This window comes from Aliivibrio sp. 1S175, assembly GCF_001690985.1.
GTDB lineage: Bacteria > Pseudomonadota > Gammaproteobacteria > Enterobacterales > Vibrionaceae > Aliivibrio.
Map to the genome: position 1 here is coordinate 265258 of NZ_MAJS01000006.1, position 21172 is coordinate 286429.

At 35.6% G+C, this 21172-nt stretch carries 15 protein-coding genes and 1 other RNA gene; 3 read left to right on the top strand and 13 right to left on the bottom strand.

The features are described 5' to 3' along the window. The first annotated feature begins 278 nt into the window (after window positions 1-278). Entirely contained in the window at window positions 279-3536 is a 3258-nt protein-coding gene (locus tag A6E06_RS03205; protein ID WP_065591599.1) for a hypothetical protein, read from the top strand. 223 nt (window positions 3537-3759) lie between these two features. Here A6E06_RS03205 and A6E06_RS03210 read toward each other — a convergent pair whose 3' ends face one another. From A6E06_RS03210 to ffs, 4 genes are all read right to left on the bottom strand, one after another. Beyond that, a complete protein-coding gene (locus A6E06_RS03210) occupies window positions 3760-4770 on the bottom strand; it encodes a TniB family NTP-binding protein (RefSeq protein ID WP_065591600.1) in 1011 nt (336 codons plus the stop codon). Beyond that, window positions 4770-6614: a Mu transposase C-terminal domain-containing protein gene (locus A6E06_RS03215; RefSeq protein WP_065591601.1), complete on the bottom strand. Its 1845-nt coding sequence runs from the start codon at window positions 6612-6614 to the stop codon at window positions 4770-4772. Before A6E06_RS03215 ends, A6E06_RS03210 begins: the two co-directional genes overlap by 1 nt. A 2-nt stretch (window positions 6615-6616) precedes the next feature. Next, window positions 6617-7237, bottom strand: coding sequence for a TnsA endonuclease N-terminal domain-containing protein (locus A6E06_RS03220; protein WP_065591602.1), 621 nt, complete (start codon window positions 7235-7237; stop codon window positions 6617-6619). Window positions 7238-7356: 119 nt separating this feature from the next. Next, window positions 7357-7453, bottom strand: an RNA gene (ffs, locus tag A6E06_RS03225) — signal recognition particle sRNA small type. A gap of 511 nt (window positions 7454-7964) precedes the next feature. On the opposite strand from ffs, the gene A6E06_RS20075 reads away from it, so the two are divergent. Together A6E06_RS20075 and A6E06_RS03235 are read left to right on the top strand one after the other, a co-directional pair. Then, a complete protein-coding gene (locus A6E06_RS20075) occupies window positions 7965-8198 on the top strand; it encodes a hypothetical protein (RefSeq protein ID WP_065591603.1) in 234 nt (77 codons plus the stop codon). Between the two features lie 224 nt (window positions 8199-8422). Further along, complete coding sequence (locus tag A6E06_RS03235) at window positions 8423-10315, top strand: diguanylate cyclase (RefSeq protein ID WP_065591604.1); 1893 nt, start codon at window positions 8423-8425, stop codon at window positions 10313-10315. A 23-nt stretch (window positions 10316-10338) separates the two neighbouring features. On the opposite strand, the gene A6E06_RS03240 is transcribed toward A6E06_RS03235, so the two are convergent. From A6E06_RS03240 to A6E06_RS03275, 9 genes are read right to left on the bottom strand one after another with little or no spacing between them, the layout of a single operon-like run. Further along, window positions 10339-11301: a protein kinase gene (locus tag A6E06_RS03240; RefSeq protein WP_065591605.1), complete on the bottom strand. Its 963-nt coding sequence runs from the start codon at window positions 11299-11301 to the stop codon at window positions 10339-10341. Continuing rightward, entirely contained in the window at window positions 11298-11969 is a 672-nt protein-coding gene (locus A6E06_RS03245; protein WP_065591606.1) for a PP2C family serine/threonine-protein phosphatase, read from the bottom strand. The genes A6E06_RS03240 and A6E06_RS03245 overlap by 4 nt, the downstream gene beginning before the upstream one ends. After that, on the bottom strand, window positions 11966-15487 hold the full coding sequence (tssM, locus tag A6E06_RS03250) for a type VI secretion system membrane subunit TssM (RefSeq protein ID WP_065591607.1): 3522 nt from the start codon (window positions 15485-15487) through the stop codon (window positions 11966-11968). Before tssM ends, A6E06_RS03245 begins: the two co-directional genes overlap by 4 nt. A gap of 11 nt (window positions 15488-15498) precedes the next feature. Further along, a complete protein-coding gene (gene icmH, locus A6E06_RS03255) occupies window positions 15499-16332 on the bottom strand; it encodes a type IVB secretion system protein IcmH/DotU (protein WP_065591608.1) in 834 nt (277 codons plus the stop codon). A 1-nt stretch (window position 16333) separates the two neighbouring features. Next, entirely contained in the window at window positions 16334-17656 is a 1323-nt protein-coding gene (tssK, locus tag A6E06_RS03260; protein WP_065591609.1) for a type VI secretion system baseplate subunit TssK, read from the bottom strand. Between the two features lie 12 nt (window positions 17657-17668). Beyond that, complete coding sequence (gene tssJ, locus A6E06_RS03265; RefSeq protein ID WP_065591610.1) at window positions 17669-18157, bottom strand: type VI secretion system lipoprotein TssJ; 489 nt, start codon at window positions 18155-18157, stop codon at window positions 17669-17671. 37 nt (window positions 18158-18194) lie between these two features. Beyond that, window positions 18195-19469 (bottom strand): type VI secretion system-associated FHA domain protein TagH, encoded by a 1275-nt coding sequence (tagH, locus tag A6E06_RS03270; protein ID WP_065591611.1) that lies wholly within the window; start codon window positions 19467-19469, stop codon window positions 18195-18197. Window position 19470: 1 nt separating this feature from the next. Then, entirely contained in the window at window positions 19471-19599 is a 129-nt protein-coding gene (locus tag A6E06_RS20080; protein WP_141676874.1) for a hypothetical protein, read from the bottom strand. 2 nt (window positions 19600-19601) lie between these two features. Then, window positions 19602-21170, bottom strand: coding sequence for a sigma-54-dependent Fis family transcriptional regulator (locus A6E06_RS03275; protein WP_065591612.1), 1569 nt, complete (start codon window positions 21168-21170; stop codon window positions 19602-19604). Window positions 21171-21172 lie beyond the last annotated feature (2 nt).

Here is a 21172-nt window from a genome sequence, read left to right on the forward strand (position 1 = left end):
AGTAAGATACTGATATTTAGTTTAATCCTCGTACAATAATATTCCCACACATCTTTGTGAATCTTGGAGAGAAAAATGAGTTAAGGCGTTTTGCTACCTAGTAATCTACAAAGCGCTACTCTTCATTAAAAAGCAAGACATGCCTTTCATATTCATCTGATGCAAACTGTAACTTTTAAGTTGTTGATTTAATCACAAATAATGGTTGGCGGTTATGTCATAATTTGAAAACTACGACATTCAATTAGTTATTAATTGAAAATTAATGGAAATGAGTAATGACAGAAGAACAAAAATCTAAATTTTCCCCTAAAGAATTTTTGCAACGTCGTCGCCCTGAAAAATTTTCAGATTCAGTAGTGACAGAAATCGGTATTTTAGAGCGGCCAGTCTTAGAGCATTTTCTTGCTAAACTAAATACTCGTAACCAAGAACTTCAATTCGAAGATTTCGCTAAAAGGCTTTGCGAAAAAGTGATCTGCCCTAACTTACTCGAACAAACTGGCCCTGTCGCTGGTGGTGATGGTAAAACTGATACTCAAACATTTCCGGTATCCGAGCAAAATCAACTTTTGTGGTTTGAAGGTATTAATGATTCCTCACATAAAGAACGCTGGGCATTTGCAGTAAGCACCAGAGTCGACTGGAAGGTAAAATGTCGACAAGATGTTATAAAAATACAGCAAACAAACCGTGGATATACTCAAGCATTTTGTATAACTAATCAATATGCAAAATCTAACCAACGCTCTGAGCTGGAAGATAGCTTAAAAACAGACACTGGCATGGATGTTCGTATTCTTGATATAAGTTGGATTTTAGATCAAATTTATAAGAATAAATTAGAATATTTGGCGATTGAAACTCTATCTATGCCAGTGCAATTTAAAAGAGAGCGCTGCGTCGGTAACAATGACTATCAAAAACAAAAAGAACTGGATGAAATAACAGAAAATATAAATACAAATGTTAACTCCGCCAAGATCACAACGGAGCAAGTCGATTACTTTTTAGATGTTGCAATACTGAGTGCCGAATTAGATAAGCCTATATTTGAAACTCAAGGCATGTTTGATCGCGCAATAAAAATAGCAAAGAAATTTGGAACCAAACAACAATTACTAGATGCCTATTATCAATACGCATGGAAGGCTCATTTTTGGCTAGAAGATTTTGAAATATTCGAAGAAAATCTATCTGAGGTATATAACTGCGCACAATCATCTTCTAGTGCGAGTAAATGGGAAAGTGTTGTAACACTAATAACCGTTCACCGCAGTTATGTCAGATTGAATAAAATAACTCCAACTATTGATATTGAAGTGATTGAGCAAAATACATTAAAGCAATTACATACGATCGCCGACAATGAAACTACTCCAAGTAATGCTCTTTTTGCTAAAACTCAATTAGTTATTTTTGAATTAAATAAGATTAAATCCATTGAGGAGTCTGCACCTGCATTTGAAGAACTTTTGGCGATACTCAAACAAAGTGAACGATTAATCGGCTTTCCTTTCGATAAAATATTCAACTTAGTTAATGGGGTAGATGATGTTTTTGGTGACGTTGAATCGTATGAAAACTTATTAGATTACCTTACTGAACAGTCTTGTTTGCGAGATGGTGAAGTTAAAAGCGCAATGCTTCAATTAAAACGCGGTATTAAAAGGTTAGATAGCAGGAAACCTTATCAAGCTATCAAGTTGGTAGGAAAGTCGTTAACTCTTCTGTACAAAGAAGAGTCAACAGATCAAGTGATTTTAGCGTTAAGGGTGATTTCAACAGCTTATGGGAATGTTGGGTTACTTTGGGCTTCTAGAGCCTGTATGCTGTTAGCTGCTTCTTTACTTACTGATAAATTTTGGAAGCGAGATGAACTAAATGCTTGCCAAGTACAAACTTATCACCAACTATGCTGGATTGAACTTAAGTTAGGTAGGCTTGGACATGCGCTAAAATGGTATGAACTCACATTGCTTATTCAGTCAGGTTTGAATGAAGACATTATCAGTGAAAATGATGTTATTAGTATAGAGGCTTTTATTGGACAATTAATACTTAACAGCAGTTTTGATTTTATTAAACGTCTAGAAAACCTCCCTAGTGTACTTGATGGACTTGGTTTATATAACTCCTCTGGAAATTTATTGGTCGCATTAGGGTATTTAGACGAGTTCGAGCAGGAATATAAAACACCTGTTGATGACCATTTATTCGAATACTTAATAAAAATGCGTGACTTTAATTTCGGAACTACTCCTAGGAAATTAAATATAAATTTAGAGAGGCGAGCTAAACATTTCTCTCAATTGTTGGGCTGTTGCATTAATATTGATTCTCCGAATAGAGCACCTTTTATTGAATTTTCTGAAGGTATTTTATCATTACTAGAAGGTGCATTTGCAACGTGTGCAGTTGACAAATTACATCTAAAAGAAGCTTATCTTTCAATTGAAGTAATTGCTGATGATGAAGATGAGCTGGAAATACACCATGAATTAGATGACAGCTCAGGCAAACTTCACCTAGAAGTAACTTGTTCTGGATTTGATGAAGAAGCTTTTGATCTTGAAGGGCAAGCCATCGTGCAGGCTTGGTTTAAGCAATTGATTTTTGAATTATTACCTGAAATGTTCATGATCCATAATACAAAATCCATTGAACGAATGATCTTTGAAGATGGAGCGCTAGATAGGTCGATATCTTTCGGTGCTTGTTTTAATGCTTCAAATAATGTTTTAGGGAAAGGTTTAGATACAAAGGTAAAAGATCTCTTTGCTCACAAGCCGGGTTCAACAAACTACCCTATGCTTCGCACTGAAGCGTGGGATAAGGATTACCCTAAGCCGGAATTAGTTAATTTGCCAACTAATTTAAATAAAGGTGTTGGGTCTCCACCTGAATCTCTTACTAACCCTGAAAATATTCATCATCAAGATATGTCAATCCAAGGGCTGATCAAACCGAGATTGTGGAGTAAAGCTAAATGGGCTGGTGTTGGATTCAGTAACTTTCCTGATGACATACCTGGTTTGTATTTGCTCTTTGATAACACTAATGAAGGTTCAGCAGTCTTTTCTGATTTACTCGATGAAGTTGGCATAAATAACAGAAACAATAGATTAAGGGTAGTTATAGTTAAAGGCATCTCTGTCAATGATGCTGCTCACTACAGGATGATTGTTTCTGAAAATATAAATGATGTTAATAATAATAAATTGATGACAATGATAAGTCGCATTAATACTATGACACCAAATAGCAGTGAAAACTTAGAACGTTTCTTACTTGAGTATGAGAAAAATGGTCGCTGTTATTTTGGTTGCGATGCAATGTTAAGAAATAACGAACGATCGGATGCGCATAGTGGCAAATTGGGTATTGTTATTAACAATCTATCGGTTCGTTGGGCTTGGGAAATTGGCGAAAATGATTTGGATTGCATGGCTATACAAAGAGACGATGAACCATACATACCAAAACACATAGACACAGCACCAGTGATTAAGTTATTGAATCGAAAAAATAGTTAAGTTGTCTTAACTATTTACTTTCTAAGTCGCTATAGGGACATTAGTGAATTAGGCTTATCTGCCCGATAGCTATATTCACTGTAGTGGTTAATCTATTTAACCACTACAGTGATTACCTTGGATAGTTCCATGAATAAATCTAGTTTAAACTTTACTACTGAGATTGAAGTCGAAACTCGTTTCTGTCCCAAAATGAGCTAGCACTAATATCTTTTATCTGATGTTAACTCTTACTCAATAGTGAAGATAAAGACATAGCATCGAGAAACTTAGTTGCAGTAAGGCGTTCATCATCAGTCATTGCGTTTAGATTATACTTTGAATAAGACTCTACCTCTTGAATTGGAATGTCAGCTACATTCATTTCAAATGGATTTTTCTTCGTTGGGTATTTGTATTTGAAAGTGGCACTTAAAACATCATGAGTTAATGTGTTTTTGTTTTGCTTAAAGCTTTCTAGCATCGCATCAGAGCAGAAGTTCTTAAGTTGCCTTAGCTCACCCCTACAAATTGAAAACAGTGGAATAGCAAACTCCTTATTGTGTAGTGATGGCACCTCATCATATCCCATTCGATTTGCTAGGCCTTTTAGGAATTGAACATATGTTTTCATGTCATTTTTTAATGAAAAATATTCTATTTGTGTTTTCCATGCTAAGCGAGATCCCCATTGAGGTTCTTCAGAAATAATATCTGCATAGGGCATACCAACTAACACAATTGATACTCTAGCTTCTTCACTAATGTATTTAAGCGTGTTAGCGACATTCTGACGTTCTTTAGCACTTGAAAATTCGATGAGTTCTTGAAATTCATTAATAATAATGAGTTCTGTTTTTTTACGCTGTAAAGCTCGAACTACTCCTTCAGCGAGAGCGATCTCAGATCGCTTTGCTCTTCTCGAACCTGAAGGTGATTGTCCTAAGTCAGTTAACAATTGATACATGGTTTGTTCGTTATTCACTCTACGTGGGATACGTGTATGTAAAACGGGTAATGAACTGAGTGCGGAAAAATTTGATGGCGGTTGTTGTAACAGGTAGTTATTAATGAGTGCTGATTTTCCTGAGCCAGTATCACCAAGTAAGAGCATACATTGCGGTTCTGCACCTAAACCTTGATTCATTCGTAAATCATCAAAAATAGAGTAGATATGAGTAATTATTGGATACTCAATAAAGCATTGATTAAAGCTGATGAGTTGCTCTTTTTGAGTTGAAGATAAAGTGTGCATCAAAATCCCTCTAAATCATCAAATTGTTCATCCCACCCATTCAAAACATCATGTTCATTTTTGGTATCGCTTTGCTCATTAGGTATTTGAATCGATTTTTGAGTATGACTACCAATATCTTGGTGCCGAGCTATCTTTGATGCATGAGTAGTTTTCGTAGTACGTTTTTTACTAGATTTGATTTTTTCTACTTCTTCCGCAATTCTATTTTCAACATATATACGTGAATCAGCGAGTTTTTCATGTTCTATTTGTAATCTTGTTTTAGTTCTTTGTAATTTTTGAGCTGTTTGATGCTGAAATAACGTAAGGCCTGATGTATAGCTAATATCTGTTATGCAAGGAACTTTAATATAGCGAGATTCATTAGTTAAATAGACAAAAATATTTGATATATCAGAAGGATCGGTTTTTGTTTTCAGCGTTAGGTTATTCTTATCAATCGCACCCCAAATTTTTCTGTATTCATTTAGCTCTTCTGATTCATAACGTAATCCATAAAGGAAAATACCCCCAATACGTACAGTTCGAGTATTTAATATCCCAAGTTCAATTCGTAATTGTTGGGCTTCTTCATCTGTATAGGTGAGAGGGGGTAAGGCTGTTACTCCTTCTTGCCATTTAAAGTAAGGAACAGCAGTCTCTCTTGTATCGGAAGACATATGATAGATATCGATAATCCACGTATGAAATAGTTCTAAAAATAGACTGAATGTAATCGCGGCATCTTTTTTAGGGTTATATCCCTTTAGTTGTTCTATTCTTGAGCGAGTTGTTCCGGGAAGTGAATGCACCAAGCCTTTATTTAATACATCAAAAAATTTTTCAACAAGAGGTTTCATCCATGGCTTACCAACTTTATTAAATAAAATGTTGGTAGCGAAGGGGCGTAGGCTATCTTCTAAACTGTTACTCCAGAACTCAGCACCATTATCTACAACAAGATTTTCAATTTTTCCAGAAATAGGCCAATCCTGTTGAAGGTGAGGGTATTGTTGTGTAATAGATGATTTATCAAGGCAGGCATTGCAAAAAGCGTGACGAATAGATTCAAAGCTAGGAGGCCTGAAACTAAGGTTATAGCCGACAATGCATTTGCTATAACTGTCGATTAAAATTGTTAGGTATGGACGACCTAATGGTATCTCTAAGTTGTCATCCAGTAAGATTAAATCAAGAGGTGTGTGATCTATTTCTACTCGCTCTAAAGGTCTTGTTACATTTACCATTCTATCTACGGTTCGGTAATTAATATCAGCATATCGTTTACCATACTGTTTTAAAGTCACATCATATTTAGGTAGTGCATTGATTCGGTTGTAAAAAGTACGTTGACTGACAGATTTGATTTTCTTTTCAGGCAAGGAACGGTTTTCTATTATTACTAAATCACAATAGTACTTAAAAGTTTGACTGATAGAGCATCGGGTTAGTGTTAAGTATTTTTCGTTAATTGCTTTCATTATCAAAAAATCGCTATCAGTATGCTGTTGAATATTACCTTTACTTGAGTGCTTTGGGATTAAAGAGGAGATATCATTCCCGCTTGAATGGTAATTTTTATGCCACTCAGCAAGAGTTCGCCAGTTAGGGGCTATCATTTTTAATTGTGTAGCTGCATCATCAAGAAGAGGATTTAAGTTTTTTTGTGTCCAACCACCTTTTAAACGTGGCTTGATCCACTTAATAAAGGAAATACGGCGTAGTACTTCCATTTTTATGTTATGACTATATGAATCAAGGGATAATAGAAGGGAGTTTGTTTCTTCATTATGAATGATTTTATTTTGCTCGCCAGAAACCTCGATAATCTCTTGAAATTCATCGTTAAATGGAAAACTCATAGTTATAACCACACATACGAGTTGCCATTAATCACTCCATTTGAGTAATCAGTTTGAAGTGCCCCTTTTGACAGCCAACTTAAAACACCTGTTAATGCTTCTCCGTTACTAATGTTTAAGCTGTTTGCAATTTGATTAATTTGAATTTTATTTACTTTCTGAATGAGGTGAATAATTGCTTTTTGAGTAACAGAAATACTATGTAGTCCAGAGTATCTATGTAGAAGCTTAAAATTATTGAGTAAATGACCTGTTCTAATTTGCTTTTCGGTAATAAGGATTAATGAAAGATTTAACTTCTGGGCTGCTTGTTGTTTTTGGATGAATTTTGATTGAAAATCGGGACGTTGGGTTTTAGAAAGAGGTTTGACTTCAAGTAGTTGTTGTTGTCCAGATGAATGTGTAATGAGAAAATCTGGAGTATAGGGGAGGCGTTTTCCTTGATATTCGTAATGAAAGCCTTGAGGTTGAGATTCAAAGCTAACAACATCAGGAGAATATTCAAGATGAAAGCACATATCAAATTCAAGCATAGATTCTGTACGAATGATCGAATCATTCTTCAGGCTCATAAATTTGCTAATGTTTTTTACTTGAGATTGTTTTAGTGTACGAACGTACATGATATTCACCTCTATGTTGTAAACTTACAACTAAAGGTAGTTTATGCAGGCTTATTTTGCAAATTTGTAGACTTCTTTGCAATTTATGCAGAGTAATTTTGCAAGCATCAAATAGGTGGAAGCCCCAGCCACATCCCGGCACACACGTCACTCGCTGCGGCTGCTTCCTTCCGGATCTGACCGAGTTCACGAATTAGTGTTGCGGGAGGACCAGGGCCTCCATAGATTCTGTTGTTCCTGAGAACGAGATGGATTATTGAACATGCTCATTTAGATTGCAAGTGAAAATAATAAAAAACACACCAAGCGATCAATAAATAAGCATCTTGGTTCATTTTTAGTAAGTGTTGTGATTTTTATGTGTCTTAAATGTAATGTGTTGGCATGACTGTTCTATAACAGGGGTCATAATTAATTATAAATGTGGCTTCTTTACTATTTTTAAGGAAACGCATACTCAAACAATCCGTTGTTGTATCTTTATTATCTGCTCTTACGCTAGCTGGTTTTTTATACGCAAACGAATGAAGGAGCAATGTCGGTTAATTCAGTTATTACTTTAAAGTACGAAGAACAATTTTGGCACCATGCTGCACTATTCTCCATGTATTATACAAAAGGAATGAAAGTGATGATGGAGCGAATAAAATAAGACCGCTTATGACTTAAAATACGATATGTCAGAGGCCTTTTTTGTTTTTGTAAATGCAATTATGAATATGACAAAATGGCCACCTATCGTGAGCAAGTTTTACTGATGAGTTGTTTTGGAACGAATCTTATAGACACTAAAAATACCTTAGTAGACGTAGGTGCAGGTTATCGTTATTCTAAACGTCAGTGTTTTGATGTTTTTTTAAAGAAAAAAGTAATAAAACATTTAGCTTTAATGATTGATGTGAAATACATTTATTATAGTGTTGTCACTATAGATGAAGCGCATGATGAATTTATAGTGTAATCAGTTTACATTACGATTTGTAGTTCCAGTAATATAAAAGGCAATTCTATTTTCTGTTGATTTAGGTATTGTTAAATATATGCATTTGGTTTTTATATTAATATTTTCAATGAGTTGTTACCGATAATTCGTGTATTTACACTAACTATTAGACTGAGGTCACTTATTAATACATATTAATTTGATACCATACAAAAGTAAAAATTGGAATTCTGAATGGTTGTATGATCTATAAACAAATAAAATACTTTATTGTTACTATCTTTTTGATCGGTATAACTCCGATATTTTATTTTTGGAGCTTATATCAAACTGAATTAAATACAATAGTATTCCAAAGGCAGAATGTCGCCAAACACCAGCTAAATTTTAGTAAAAAAGAAATTTATTCAATTGCTTCTGAGTTAGGTACATCGTTAAGATTATTATCTGATAACAGAATGTTATTACGATTTATTCAAGATCCTTCTGAAAAAAACCGAGCGCTATTAGAGTCACTGTGGTTACTAACCGTTACGAATTATGCTTATATTTCTCAAATTCGATTTATTGATATTGATGGCAAAGAAATATTTCGTATGGATGATGATGATAATCAAATTAGAATTAGCACCGATCACCGATCTCAAGATAAATCCCTGAGAGATTACTTTGCCTCTGTCCAAAAAATGCAGGCTGATGACCTTGTTTTTTTTGATATTGATTTAGACGTTGAACAAGGTCAAGTTGTTATACCTACTAGTCCATCATTGCGGATTTATACTCCAGTTGAAGTGGGTGGATTACGTGAAGGGTATTTATTCTTTAATGTGAGTATTTATGAAATTATTACTCAACTTGAAAGTTCTTTAGAGGGAAAAGGTAACGTTGAAGTTGTTAATCAAGATGGTTATTACTTAGCGTCCAACAATATGAATAAAACCTTAGGGCACCTTATTTCTGAACGTGAAAAATATAATATTTCACTTGAAAATCCAGAATTATGGAAAAAGATAAAGTCTAATGATTCAAGTATATTTTCAGATGAGAAAAACTTTTATACATTTTCAGACATTACGTTTGAGGGTGTATCTGCTAGTCGTTCTTTTTCTTTAATATTAAGTCGTCCTAATTCTTTAAAAGTAGCTAATTTAGACCATAAATTGACGTTTATTATCTACGAATCGATTATGGCAATGATAGTTATCATTTTTATATCCGTGCTAATTGCCCGGTATATTGCAAAACACAGAACAACGAGCCTTGAAAGTCAGTTAGCCTTAGCTGCCCTTAATGGAATGTCAGCTATTGTTATTACAGACAGCAACAACCGCATAATAAAAGTAAATGAAGAGTTCACTCGACTAAGTGGGTGGGAAGAAAACGAGGTATTAGGCCGTTTACCCTCAATGTTTCAATCTGGATTACATAAAAAAAGCTTCTATTCGTTAATGTGGAAAACGATTCAATCGAAAGGTTTGTGGGAAGGCGAAATTACGAATAAAAGAAAAGATGGTACGTTATTAACTGAGATTTTACGTATTCAAGCGATTTGTAACTACGATGGTAAAATGGAATATTTCATTGCATCTTTCGTTGATATTACCGCACGTAAAGAACTGGAAAACAGGCTCAGAGACTTAAGTGAAAAAGACGCTCTGACTCAGTGTTGGAATCGTCGTAAATTTGAAAGTGAATTTTCAGCAATTGTTAATCAAGAGCAACTAAATGAAGAAGTAAGTACATCTTGCTTAGCTATTGTCGATATTGATTACTTCAAACGAGTGAATGATAAGTATGGTCATGATGTCGGCGATAAAGTGATCACACAAGTGGGGCATATTTTAAATTCGGAAAGTAGAGAGTTTGATTTTGTTGCTCGTATAGGAGGAGAAGAGTTCGCTATTATCTTACCTAACACTACGTTAAAAGAAGCGGATGTTATTTTGAATCGTTTTAGAGTGGCAGTGCATTTATATGATGGTGTGAAAATTACCATTAGTGGTGGATTTACTGATATTTGCACTAGCAGTGAATCAAGTTACAAGCGTGCAGATCTTGCTCTATATGAATCTAAAACATTAGGTAGAAATAAAATTTCTTGTTTTTCTTCTGAAGAGATGGGGGAAATTGCATAGAATAAATGTCGTAAACATTGATTTTATTTTCGATAAAATACAGACGTCATTTTTTGTAATAATGGCTTTTTGCTTTCTATTGCTTGTTCGATCTTTATTTCCTTGAATACGGATATTAGAGCTTTGAAATTAAGATTTCGTTCTGCAGGTACTGGCTTCATAGCCTGAAGAAGTAATTGATGTAGTTTCTTTTGTTCTTTTGTCCTTGCTTCTAGAGTCGCTTCTTTTTGTTGATAAGGATGGGTTTTAAGTAAAAGCTTGTAAAGTAAGATAGAAAGCGAATAAAGATCGCTTTTTACGGTTGGAGCATTACCTTGAAGTACCTCCGGTGCTGCATAATCACCAGTCCACGCATGGACTTGGTTGAAGTTAATGGCAAAATTATTATTGTCGGGGTTAATGTTTCTACTAATACTAAAATCAAAAAGATGCAAATCGTTATTGTCTGAAATAAGTATATTCCCTGGTTTTAAATCGCCATGTATAACCCCTCGTTTATGGCAATGAATCAAACAGTTGATTAAAATAAAAGCGTATTTTAATCGTGCGTCATCAGGAATATCCTCGAAAGGAGAATCAAGTAATAAAGACAGTAATTCTCCTTTTACCATGGGCATGACAAGAAACCCACGTTGTGACTCTTCACATAAAGATAAGTGTTGTATTGGAACAATATTTGGATGTTGCAGTTGACTGGCTTGTAAGTACTCATTTACTAATAGTAAATCGGCATCATGATATTCTGCTGATTCACTATTCAATACTTTTATAGCGAATTCGTAGTGATCAAGACCAATGCTCTTAAGTAATAAGTCATCTACTTGATAAACGATCCCCATACCTCCAACACCAAGAACGCGTTTGATTTTATATCGACCATTAATGACTTTAGGGATTGGCTTTATTGTCCTTTTTTTAGTAAGAGAGCCCTCTTGCTCTAACTCAGAATCATCCGAAATAAATTGGTCGATATTAAGTTCAGTCATCGATGTGCCTTAATCATAATTGCAGATAAATTATCATTTGCTTCAGTGAGTAACACTTGCTCTTTTAAGTGGTAGCATCCCTTTAATGCACTAGGTAAGGCCATGCAAGCTTCTATCATCGCCGTACCTAGGTATTTATGTACACCATCACTAGAAAGTAGAAATGTATCTTGGTGCTGTAAGGGGACGATACAATGTTCAATGGCTAAATCATTTCCCATCCCGATAGCTTGCGTTAATGCTTCTCTACCATTTTGTTCGAGAGTATGATCTTTTGATATTTGATAAAGCTTATTATGCCTAAATAGATAGCAACGTGAATCTCCAGCCCAGATGCAAGCAATATGTCCATTATGAGCAATAAGCATACACACAGTACTACCAATAACCGCACTGTGTGAAAGCGTTTTTTCTTGGCTTAAATGATGATTTACTTTGCATAACATTCGTTTTGCTTTTTCAATCTTTTGTTCTATTGTGCCGTATAGACGTTCAGATTGAAAAGCATCGGTGATCATATTACTGGCGATTTCACCATATTCATATCCTCCCATGCCATCAGCAACGATCCAAAGCCCTTGTTCAGTAAAAGACAAAATAGCATCTTCATTTTTGTCTCTTACTTTACCTTCTTCGGAAAAATGGGCAGTTTGAAATTGCTGACTCATCCATTAATCCTTTTTGGCAGATAGAAGTTAGTTAATATCTTACGATTAAACGGATTTGGAGTACGATCGCTGTAAATTAAGTATTTTGCTTTCATGCCTTTATTTTCTAAATCAAGTTTAATGACATCATTGCCTCGGTATTTATTTACACTGAATTTATCTAATACTCTAAAAAACGCCCAAGGACCTGAGTTTTGTTGATTAACAACTTTTGTTCCACTTAAATCTTGAAGAACAAAACTGACATATTGACGTTGATTCTGAATAGGCCAAGTAAACCTTTTTTTCTGAATAGGCCCGTGACGATACGCAAACTTATTTTTCCCGTAATAGAATGTAGATTGGAGTGCGCTAGCGTCTAATTCAAAAGGAGCGATACGGAAAGAAACGTTGGCCTCTTTACCTTTAGAACCATAAAACATTTTTTGTATGGTTAACCCATAGTGATATTGATTTAAAAACGATTTAGACAACCCAAGCGAGTGACCATGTAATGTTTTTTGTTGAAATTTCCCTTTTTGCTTATTAACAAAAGAGGTTAAATAAACATCAAAGAAAGAATCAAGAATCCCTCCATTTTGGAAAAATTCATCAAAATCAGCAATATTCACATCATGATTACTGTTTTTGAATGGATAGCGTCCAGATAGGGCGACATCGTAGTGATTAACCACTTTATCGTTGTAGACCATTTGGATGTAATCACGTGAGTGACTTAGAGTGATACCCCAAGCGTTATTTGAGATTTGCTTCCACCATTGCTGTAATGGTTGAGGGAGTGTTTCTGCCATTACTCGAATGTCGTTTAATTCGTTTGGTATCCCTTGCATACGGTCGCGTGCAATCTTAAAAGCGGCTTGATCAGGATTAGGAGAGAATTTAACGATTGATAAGCGGCCACTAAGCTCATTGATAACAACTAATGCGTCTTCAAGAGGAATTGTCGCTTGGGATTTATCTGTCAGTAGTAAGTTTAATGGTTCAAATTGGTTGCTTACCGCTTTTCGTGCACTTTGTGATCGTTCCTCTACACTATGTAAACCTAGAGATGCTACTTTTTTAAGTTTACTATTAATAGGTAGTTTCTTCGCTGTTTTGGCAGCATTCGATGCAACTTGAGCCTGATCTATAAACGTAGTGTTTTCTCTAATTAAATTTAATAATTTCAAAACAGGCTGGCTAGAACCCGTCATATTAGCGATTTGAAGAATAGCTTCATCTATATTCTTCACTGGTTTGATTTGCAGTTGGTCAACCGCGTCTTTCCAATAGCGAATATAATCATGAAAATAAAGGTCTTCGACTTCAGCATACAATGCTCTTATCTCATTTGTACTTAAATCACTAGATAATCCTATTACCCAATTTTCATCAATTAATTGTTTAACTTGATCAAGCCCTTTATTTAGAAAAACACGTTGGTAGCCTTCTTGTGTGTATAAACCAGGGATTAGAGTATTGGTATGATTAAAGATATTTTGATTAGGTCCAAGATGGTCACTTATTTTAATATCTCTTAAATTCATCTCTTTTGCATCTTGTTTTAGTTGCTGGTAAACCAAAGATGATGTCGCTGCCTCTCTGAGATATTTACGTGATTTCGCCACTAAATTGTCGTTTAAAGAAACGGGTTCAAAACCAATATCCATTAGGTTTGAAAAGTGAACTTGTAAGGCATTTTGTTCAGTAGCTGAACCACTGTACAAATAGGACCAGTGTAATCCCATCCACTGTTTTAAGTAATTATCATCTAAGTGCTCATGGATGTTTAGCATTAAATATGCACGTAATGAGGGGGTGAGAAACTCTCGATTGTCTTGATTGTTGGTCACTTGGTATTCAAGCTCACTCGTTACTTTAGGTAGTAACAATTCAATCAATTGTTGCTGATAAGCCTTATTTGCAGTTTCTCTTAGCTGTTCACCTTGTTGTAACCCTGCGATATTTTCAGGGAAAGCATCTTCTGTTTCTGGGTACACTTGTGTTGCTTTTAGTAATGCATCAAGGGTAGGTAATAGTTCTATTGATGGAGCTAAGGGAGAAAGGTGCACAATGTGTTGGTTATAGTCATTAGCTAATTCAAGTAGGTGTTGTTGCTTGTTATGGTTGTTTAAAAAGCTTGTTGCCCATAATGACCCTAAACCAATCACTAAGACAAATGACCCCGCATAAATTGAGAGGTTTTTAAGTTTTACTTTTTTCTCATAATTATCGTTTAGTGTTGCTAATTCGCTATTTGGAAAGATAACGTCATTTAATAGTTTACGAATAAAGAATCCACGTTGATGTTGATAAGTGGGTAGTACTCGTGAACTTATCCCAAGATTTTGACCTATATTTGACGTCGTAGAATCCATTTTTGCGTCTGTGGGTGCGGGTACGGAGGTTAAGTATAAACCACGTAAATGAGAAGCTTGATGATAACGCGTTTTAGTAAACGCTAATTCAGAAAATAAAGCGAGACGCTCAGCAAGGAAGCTAAGTTGTCTTGGAAATTGCAATAATTCGGCACGTTTCATTACATCACGCTCATCATGTAACTTAGACATAACTTGTGAATCTATGCGCAGGATGAGCTTTTCGAACTCTTGTTTTATTTTTTCTGCTTGTTGTCCTTCACCTTCATTAAATGTGACACCAAAGACCTGGTCCATTTCTTCGCGAGAGAGGGAGGAAAAGAAAGGTTCAAATCCCTCTACTTTGTCCATTTTGGTTAATAAAAAATAAATTGGCATATCAGAATTTAGATCATGCCTTATTTCTTGTAATCGCTCTCTTACATAACGAGCTTGTACTTCAATACTGTTTTCGTCAGGTGATTGTAGAGTGGTAATGTCAATGGTTAAAATAACCCCGTTGAGTGGACGGCGACGACGCTTATTGTGTAAAGCTTTTAAGAAGCGCCCCCAAATTGGTTTATCTAATTCATTTTCATGTTGATCAAAAAATCGACCTGCAGCATCAAGTAATACTGCATGGTTGGCAAAATACCACTCACAATGTTGGCTATTTTGAATGTCTCTTGTGTAATGTCCATCTGTTTGGTTTAGAGGGAAGTCTAATCCTGAGCATTCTAACAGGGTCGTTTTACCACTATTTTTAGGGCCGATAACCATGTACCAAGGCAGTTGATATTTTACGTTATTACTGAGTTTGCCATAGAGCCCAGCCCGTTTTATTGTGGCAATCGCAGCGTCTAATTTTTCTTTTAATTTTGATGTATGTTCTTGTATGTAAGCTAATTCTGACTGAGCCGCTTCATATGCTTCTTTATTTTCTTCTTTCTGTGCTTCACGTTTGGCCAGCCACCAAAGAGTGAGATTTAAGGCTCCCCATAATACTAAGCAGATAAAAACGGTAAGAACCTTACCTGTAGTGGTTTCAATTAATGGAGTATTAGCGATAGCAATATGTTTACCAAATAAACAAAGCAATAAAGCAATGAATAAAGTAAAAATTAGACTCCAACACCATGTTTTCTTTAAGGTGTTTAACAATGAGTTAAAAAATGATTTCATCTATGAAAATCCTATAATTTAATCTGTTGGAAGGCATGTATTACAAGTTCTGATTGTTGATTTAATACGTAATAAAACCCACCATAAATGGCACATAACGAAACCGTTACGACACAAATAATTCCAATCCATGAGGTTTGTCTTGTGAGTTTATGGCATTGAACCTGTTTGGGTTCCCAGTTGGGAGATAAACTTGATTTTTCATCACCTCGTAAGGATCGTATTTGTCGATATAATGAATCACGAATAGCATCAAGTTCGACTAATCCTCTTGATAAAACACGGTACTTCCCCTCAAACCCTAAACTTAAACAAAGGAACATTAGTTCTAACAAGTCTAAATATTTTGCTGGGTTACGGCTGAGTTTTTCTAATAAAAGAAAGAATTTTTCTCCGCCATAAGTTTCATTATGAAAGCTACTTAGCATACTTTGTGAGGCCCAGTGACTTTCTGAACCCCAAGGTGTAGTGACGATAATTTCATCCATAAATGAACATAATAGATAACGAGATAATGCGACGTAGTTATTTTCTACTCCCGAGTTTAACGCTTGGAATTCAAATGATTTTAGTTCTTCGACCAATTTTGGTTTTAAAAGCTCAATATCTTGATAGCTCTCTTTTTTTAAATCGCAAGTAATACAAAGTAAGGAAGATGCGGCACTGATTAGTGGGTTATTTCCTGCAAAGTTATATTCTTCTGGCTTGATTCTTGCGGCATAAACCATACGTTCCTGTAACTGATCAAACTTAGGCGCACTCGAATTTTGAGTTAATACCGGATTGATCTGATGGGGTTCTTGTGTGATTAGGACTGTACGATCATCCATGTTTCTGCTGTTCATCTTAACTGTTCCTTATTGCCCAGAAAAAGAGAGAGAGTTCAGGGAAATCACCAGCAATATGAAAGGCGAATCCACCAGATTGGCTTAATTGAGAGCGGTCATTTGCATTAAGATCTAAGGTGAAATAACAATAATCACCATGGAATGGAACTTGTCGTGGTGCTACAGAAAGAGAGCGGCAGGTTATTCCTGGTAACTGCAAATTTACTAAATTTCGGATTTTTTCAACAGGTCCGACTTTTAGTTGTGGCGGCAGTTGTTTGCGCAATGTTTCTGTATCAGTGTGTGAGCGAGCAGCAAGGATAAAGGTAGCTTCTTGTAATAAAGAATCATCTGATATTGGAGCAATGAGTACACCGTGATTACGTTTTTGAAGTGGTATTTCAAACGCATTTTGCTTCAGTGATTGGTTAAGTTGCTTACGAAGTTGGAATAATATCTTCTCGAAAGCATCTCCTTGCTCCTTGTGATTATAGGCAAGTTCTAGATTTGCTCTGCGACGGTTAGCATCATAGGCAGAAAGCTCACCTTGTAATGAGGCTAAGAGCAAAAAGAGCTCTTCAGGGTGATAATGAGCGCTTTTGTTTAAGTAATTGAGCTGAGGTTCGTATTTATTCAATAATTGTAATAATAAAAAATCACCAATTTCGGACGTAGCATGCCCTGATTGAGTAATACGCTCGGCCAGTATATCGGCCTTGTGAGTGATTAAAGTGAGTACTTCTCGCAGTGCTCTTTGTACTAATGAAGAATGCTGGCCATTTATGAAACTGGCCTCAAAATTAGGGTTGAGTTGAATCGCACCTTCCGGAGTCACTTGTTTTATTTCACACAGTTTTAATTTAACCCAGTGATTATCAATTTTTTCTTCAGTGATAATATGAAAATCTAATTCCCCACAACTTATTGTTTGCAAGTTTTGAACTTGTGCATTGTTATCTGCAATCGTTAAATCATAGGATATATAACGAGTGTTGATTTCTGTTTCTTTTTCATTACGCGTTTCAGGGCTATTTATTGTAGAAAGTGAAATAGCTAAATATAAATTTAAGTTTGTTGCTGGCGCGTCTGATTCCCAAATGATTGGATTCGTTTGATGCTGGATGTCAAATAAAGATCCATCAGGAAGAATACCAGAGGCTTGGTTGATAACAATCTTCCCAACAGATAGGTGGTGGCTATCAAAGCTTAATGAATGAAAGCCCCAATTGAACCTATGTTGTTGTTGAGTTCTCACTTGCAACTGGTTTTGGTAATAACGGTCATTTTGTTGGAAGTGTTGAGGGCGCAATAACATGCCTTCTTTCCATATTACTTTTTGCATTTATTGGCCTCTTTATATCCGTGAGTTATTTTTTGTTGGCGATATTTTTTTCTTAACTCGTTCTAATTTTACGATCGAAGTATCGGTTGCGATTAATTCGATTTTTTGTGCTTCTTCTTGTTCAACGGTGTAGATGTAATACCATTCTGCAGAATCAATGTTTTGATAAGCCCCAATGACAGCAAGATATTGTCCTTTGGTATCCAATTTTAACTTGATGGTTTTTTTATCTCCGGGTCTTAAAATAAGTTCTTCTTCGGCAATAAAATCAGAGCCAAGAGTTGATTTTGCATTGTTGTATAAGTCAAAAAACTCGGCATTTTCAAAGCTAGTAATTGATGAAATTTCAATGATCTTAACAACTAGTGGCGAGGGCCTTTGAACATGGTCTGGGTTTAAATTAGCAGAAGCATTGAGAGTCAGAGCCACATAAGTGGGATCAGGAGTACTGCTACAAGCACTGATAAAGAGCAGCGTTATGAGAGAAAACAGTTTTTTCATGATGGTTATTTCCTTTTTATCACTCATGGTCCGATCGTTACACACGTAACGCTGCGGATAATATTTGTAACTGGGATTCATATTGCTTTGCGAAATCTTGCTCTAGTAATGCGTTTCGCCAATCTTTATCTTTGCTTATTTTTTCATGTAACTTTGCATAGGCTTTCCAATATTGAGCATCAGCTTTACCAAATTTGCTGTGTATACCGTCTTGAACAAAGCGGTAGACTAAGGTCTGTGGTGATAGCTTTTCAATTAAGGAATCTAACGTATGCTGACAGGCATCATGAATGGCGATCTGGTTAGCTTGAATGTCTTTACAACTCTGATTGATGGCCTCAATACCTTGTAAATAGCCGGGTTTATGATGAATGATGACATTCAATGCATCATTAACATCATGGCTAAATTTGATCGGATTATTTCCTTGGGCTTGAATTGTGGTCGCGTTTGCTGTCAGTTTATTTTTAATCTCAGTTCGAGTTCGTAGTAACTGTTGAATTCCATTAACGGAACTTCGTAATGCAGAGCCAATATCAAATAGAGTTTGCTCTGGGTTCTCTAAATTAGTTAATTCAATTCCTAGCCCTTTTGAAAGTGCCGCTAAATAAGCTTCGTTACTCGTATTTAATTTTGTTTTTGGTTGTTCACTAGCCTGCTTTTGTGTGCTTTTTTCTGTAACGAATGATTCTATTGGTTGTGGTTCAAGATCAATATCTTCATTAACAATATCGTCATTGAATACTGGAGAGATAAATTGTTCTTTGAGTAAAGCATCATCAATAATAGCTTGAGAGGGAATATTATCTTCGACTTGTTTTAGAAGTATCTCCTCATCGCTATTTAACAGTTCTTCAATTGGAGTATTACTTAAAAAGCTATCATCAGGGATCATGTCGAAAACGGAAGGATCTTGATCGGTACCGTGGTTCGATAGTGGGTCTAAAGAGCGATTATTGGTTGATTCTGGAGAGACATAATTTGTAGGATCTTGAAGAATACGAGCTCTTATTTTAATAAATCCAAGTTCGTACACATCACCATGAGAAATAGGATGTAATTCACCAGTGTTTAAAGAGGCTTCTTGGCCATTAAAATAGGTACCATTGGTGCTGTTATCCATGATGAAATATTGCTCTTTATCATAGCTAATAGATGCATGAATATTAGATAGCTGACGTTTTGAATCCGCAATGTACCAATCTGCATTCGGACTACGGCCAATAGTTCCACCTGCCTTTTTAAAGGTAAATGTAGGCAGAGTATCTATAGGAAGATCGTGTGATTGAATAATATCAAAGGCAAGTTCCATGTTATTCCTCCTCTGAAATTAAAGTGGTTTGTTCTTGTGGCTCAGGTTCGCCAACAGGACGGTAATCATCGTAATTACTGCATGCAGAAAGCAGTAAGGTCATAATGAGCAGTGAGAAGCGTAACAACATGCTTAATATCTCCATTCCTTGGCGGATAAGTTAAATTTTCTTAGTCGATAATCGAGTGAGCCTTTTGAAAGCTCTAATCGATTTGCGATAGTCTGTAGGTGTCCTTGGTGCCTTTCTAAATAAGCCACTAATACCGTTTTTTCAAATTGCTCTATTTGAGAAGAAAGACTGCCTATTTGTGGGTTATTGTCTTTTGTTTTTGGGGTCATCATCATGAGTTCATTTAAGACTTGAATGATAATGACCTTATCTAATTTTCGAGTGTTGGGTGCTTCCATACAACAACGTTCAATAATGTTTTTTAGTTCTCTAACATTGCCAGGAAAAGAGTACTCAACAAGATAATCAATAAAATCTTTAGTTAACTCAGGGGTTGATTGATGTTGTTCCTGGGCGTAATTATCAGCAAAAAAATGGCTCAGTAATGCCACATCACCTTCTCTTTCTCTCAATGCTGGGAGTGGAATTGTAAATTGAGCTAAACGGAAATAGAGGTCTTGACGAAATTCACCTTGTTCTATTTTCTTTATTAGTGCTTGGTGAGTGGCTGAAATGATTTTCACATCAACATCGTAAAGAGTTGTGGACCCAAGAGGGCGGACCTTTTTTTCTTCTAATACCCTAAGGAGTTTTGCTTGTAATGAACTTGGCATATCACCAATTTCATCTAGAAATAAAATGCCTTTATCTGCTGAACGTATTAAGCCAATATAATCTCTATCTGCACCAGTAAATGCCCCTTTTTGGTACCCAAATAATTCACTTTCTAATAAATGTTCAGGTATTGAGGCGCAGTTTTGAATTACATAGGGTTCATTTCTGCGATTACCGAATTGGTGAATTGCTTTAGCTATTAGTTCTTTACCACTACCCGTTTCACCCGTAACTAAAACATTGCGGTTTATATGTAATGCTTTAGAAATAGTTAAGCGAACTGTTTTTATCGCTTGGCTATTACCAATGATATTTAAATCCGAAGGTATGTGGTTGCCGTCATTATTGGGAGTTAGTATTTTCTCTAAAGAAATATGCTGTTTTTTTAATGTTGATGTTAGGCGATCTACAGCCAGTGAATTTAGTGTATGTATTGTTTGTCGGTCACTTTTTTTATATGACGTAAAGTTTGGATAATAGAACATTAATACACCAGAGACTCGTTGTTGGGTATTTTTTAGTGGCACGAATTCTACTTCACCATCTGTTAATAAATAATGGTCAGATTGTTCAAAGAGTAAATCCTTAATATCTTCACTGCATTGGCTAAAGTGAAGGTTAAAATTACGACCTTCTGTCATGCAAAGCGTTAAGGTGTTGAACTCACGGTAATCAGTATTAAGGTTTTTATTTTTGGTTTGATTATGATCTAAATAAGTGAGATTAATCATGTGTTTTTGATTACGTTGAGTTTGTCCTTCTGCCATTTTAAATAGCTGAGTTCCCGACACTTGAGATAAGAAACAAATTACTTTTTGAGCGCCGCTGTGCTTGAGGACCCCTGATAACCAACACTGGGTAAATTCACCTAGGTCGTTGTGCTGGTTATTGGTTGTGTTATTTACATGTTTTTGCATAG

Bases quoted from the DNA above. Each gene is read 5' to 3' on its own strand.
- A6E06_RS03205 (WP_065591599.1), top strand. From the start codon at position 279: ATGACAGAAGAACAAAAATCTAAATTTTCCCCTAAAGAATTTTTGCAA.
- icmH (WP_065591608.1), bottom strand. From the start codon at position 16,332: ATGAACAGCAGAAACATGGATGATCGTACAGTCCTAATCACACAAGAA.
- A6E06_RS03275 (WP_065591612.1), bottom strand. From the start codon at position 21,170: ATGCAAAAACATGTAAATAACACAACCAATAACCAGCACAACGACCTA.
- A6E06_RS03215 (WP_065591601.1), bottom strand. From the start codon at position 6,614: ATGAGTTTTCCATTTAACGATGAATTTCAAGAGATTATCGAGGTTTCT.
- tssK (WP_065591609.1), bottom strand. From the start codon at position 17,656: ATGCAAAAAGTAATATGGAAAGAAGGCATGTTATTGCGCCCTCAACAC.
- A6E06_RS20075 (WP_065591603.1), top strand. From the start codon at position 7,965: ATGGCCACCTATCGTGAGCAAGTTTTACTGATGAGTTGTTTTGGAACG.
- A6E06_RS20080 (WP_141676874.1), bottom strand. From the start codon at position 19,599: ATGTTGTTACGCTTCTCACTGCTCATTATGACCTTACTGCTTTCTGCA.
- tssM (WP_065591607.1), bottom strand. From the start codon at position 15,487: ATGAAATCATTTTTTAACTCATTGTTAAACACCTTAAAGAAAACATGG.
- A6E06_RS03235 (WP_065591604.1), top strand. From the start codon at position 8,423: ATGATCTATAAACAAATAAAATACTTTATTGTTACTATCTTTTTGATC.
- A6E06_RS03240 (WP_065591605.1), bottom strand. From the start codon at position 11,301: ATGACTGAACTTAATATCGACCAATTTATTTCGGATGATTCTGAGTTA.
- A6E06_RS03245 (WP_065591606.1), bottom strand. From the start codon at position 11,969: ATGAGTCAGCAATTTCAAACTGCCCATTTTTCCGAAGAAGGTAAAGTA.
- A6E06_RS03210 (WP_065591600.1), bottom strand. From the start codon at position 4,770: ATGCACACTTTATCTTCAACTCAAAAAGAGCAACTCATCAGCTTTAAT.
- tagH (WP_065591611.1), bottom strand. From the start codon at position 19,469: ATGGAACTTGCCTTTGATATTATTCAATCACACGATCTTCCTATAGAT.
- tssJ (WP_065591610.1), bottom strand. From the start codon at position 18,157: ATGAAAAAACTGTTTTCTCTCATAACGCTGCTCTTTATCAGTGCTTGT.
- A6E06_RS03220 (WP_065591602.1), bottom strand. From the start codon at position 7,237: ATGTACGTTCGTACACTAAAACAATCTCAAGTAAAAAACATTAGCAAA.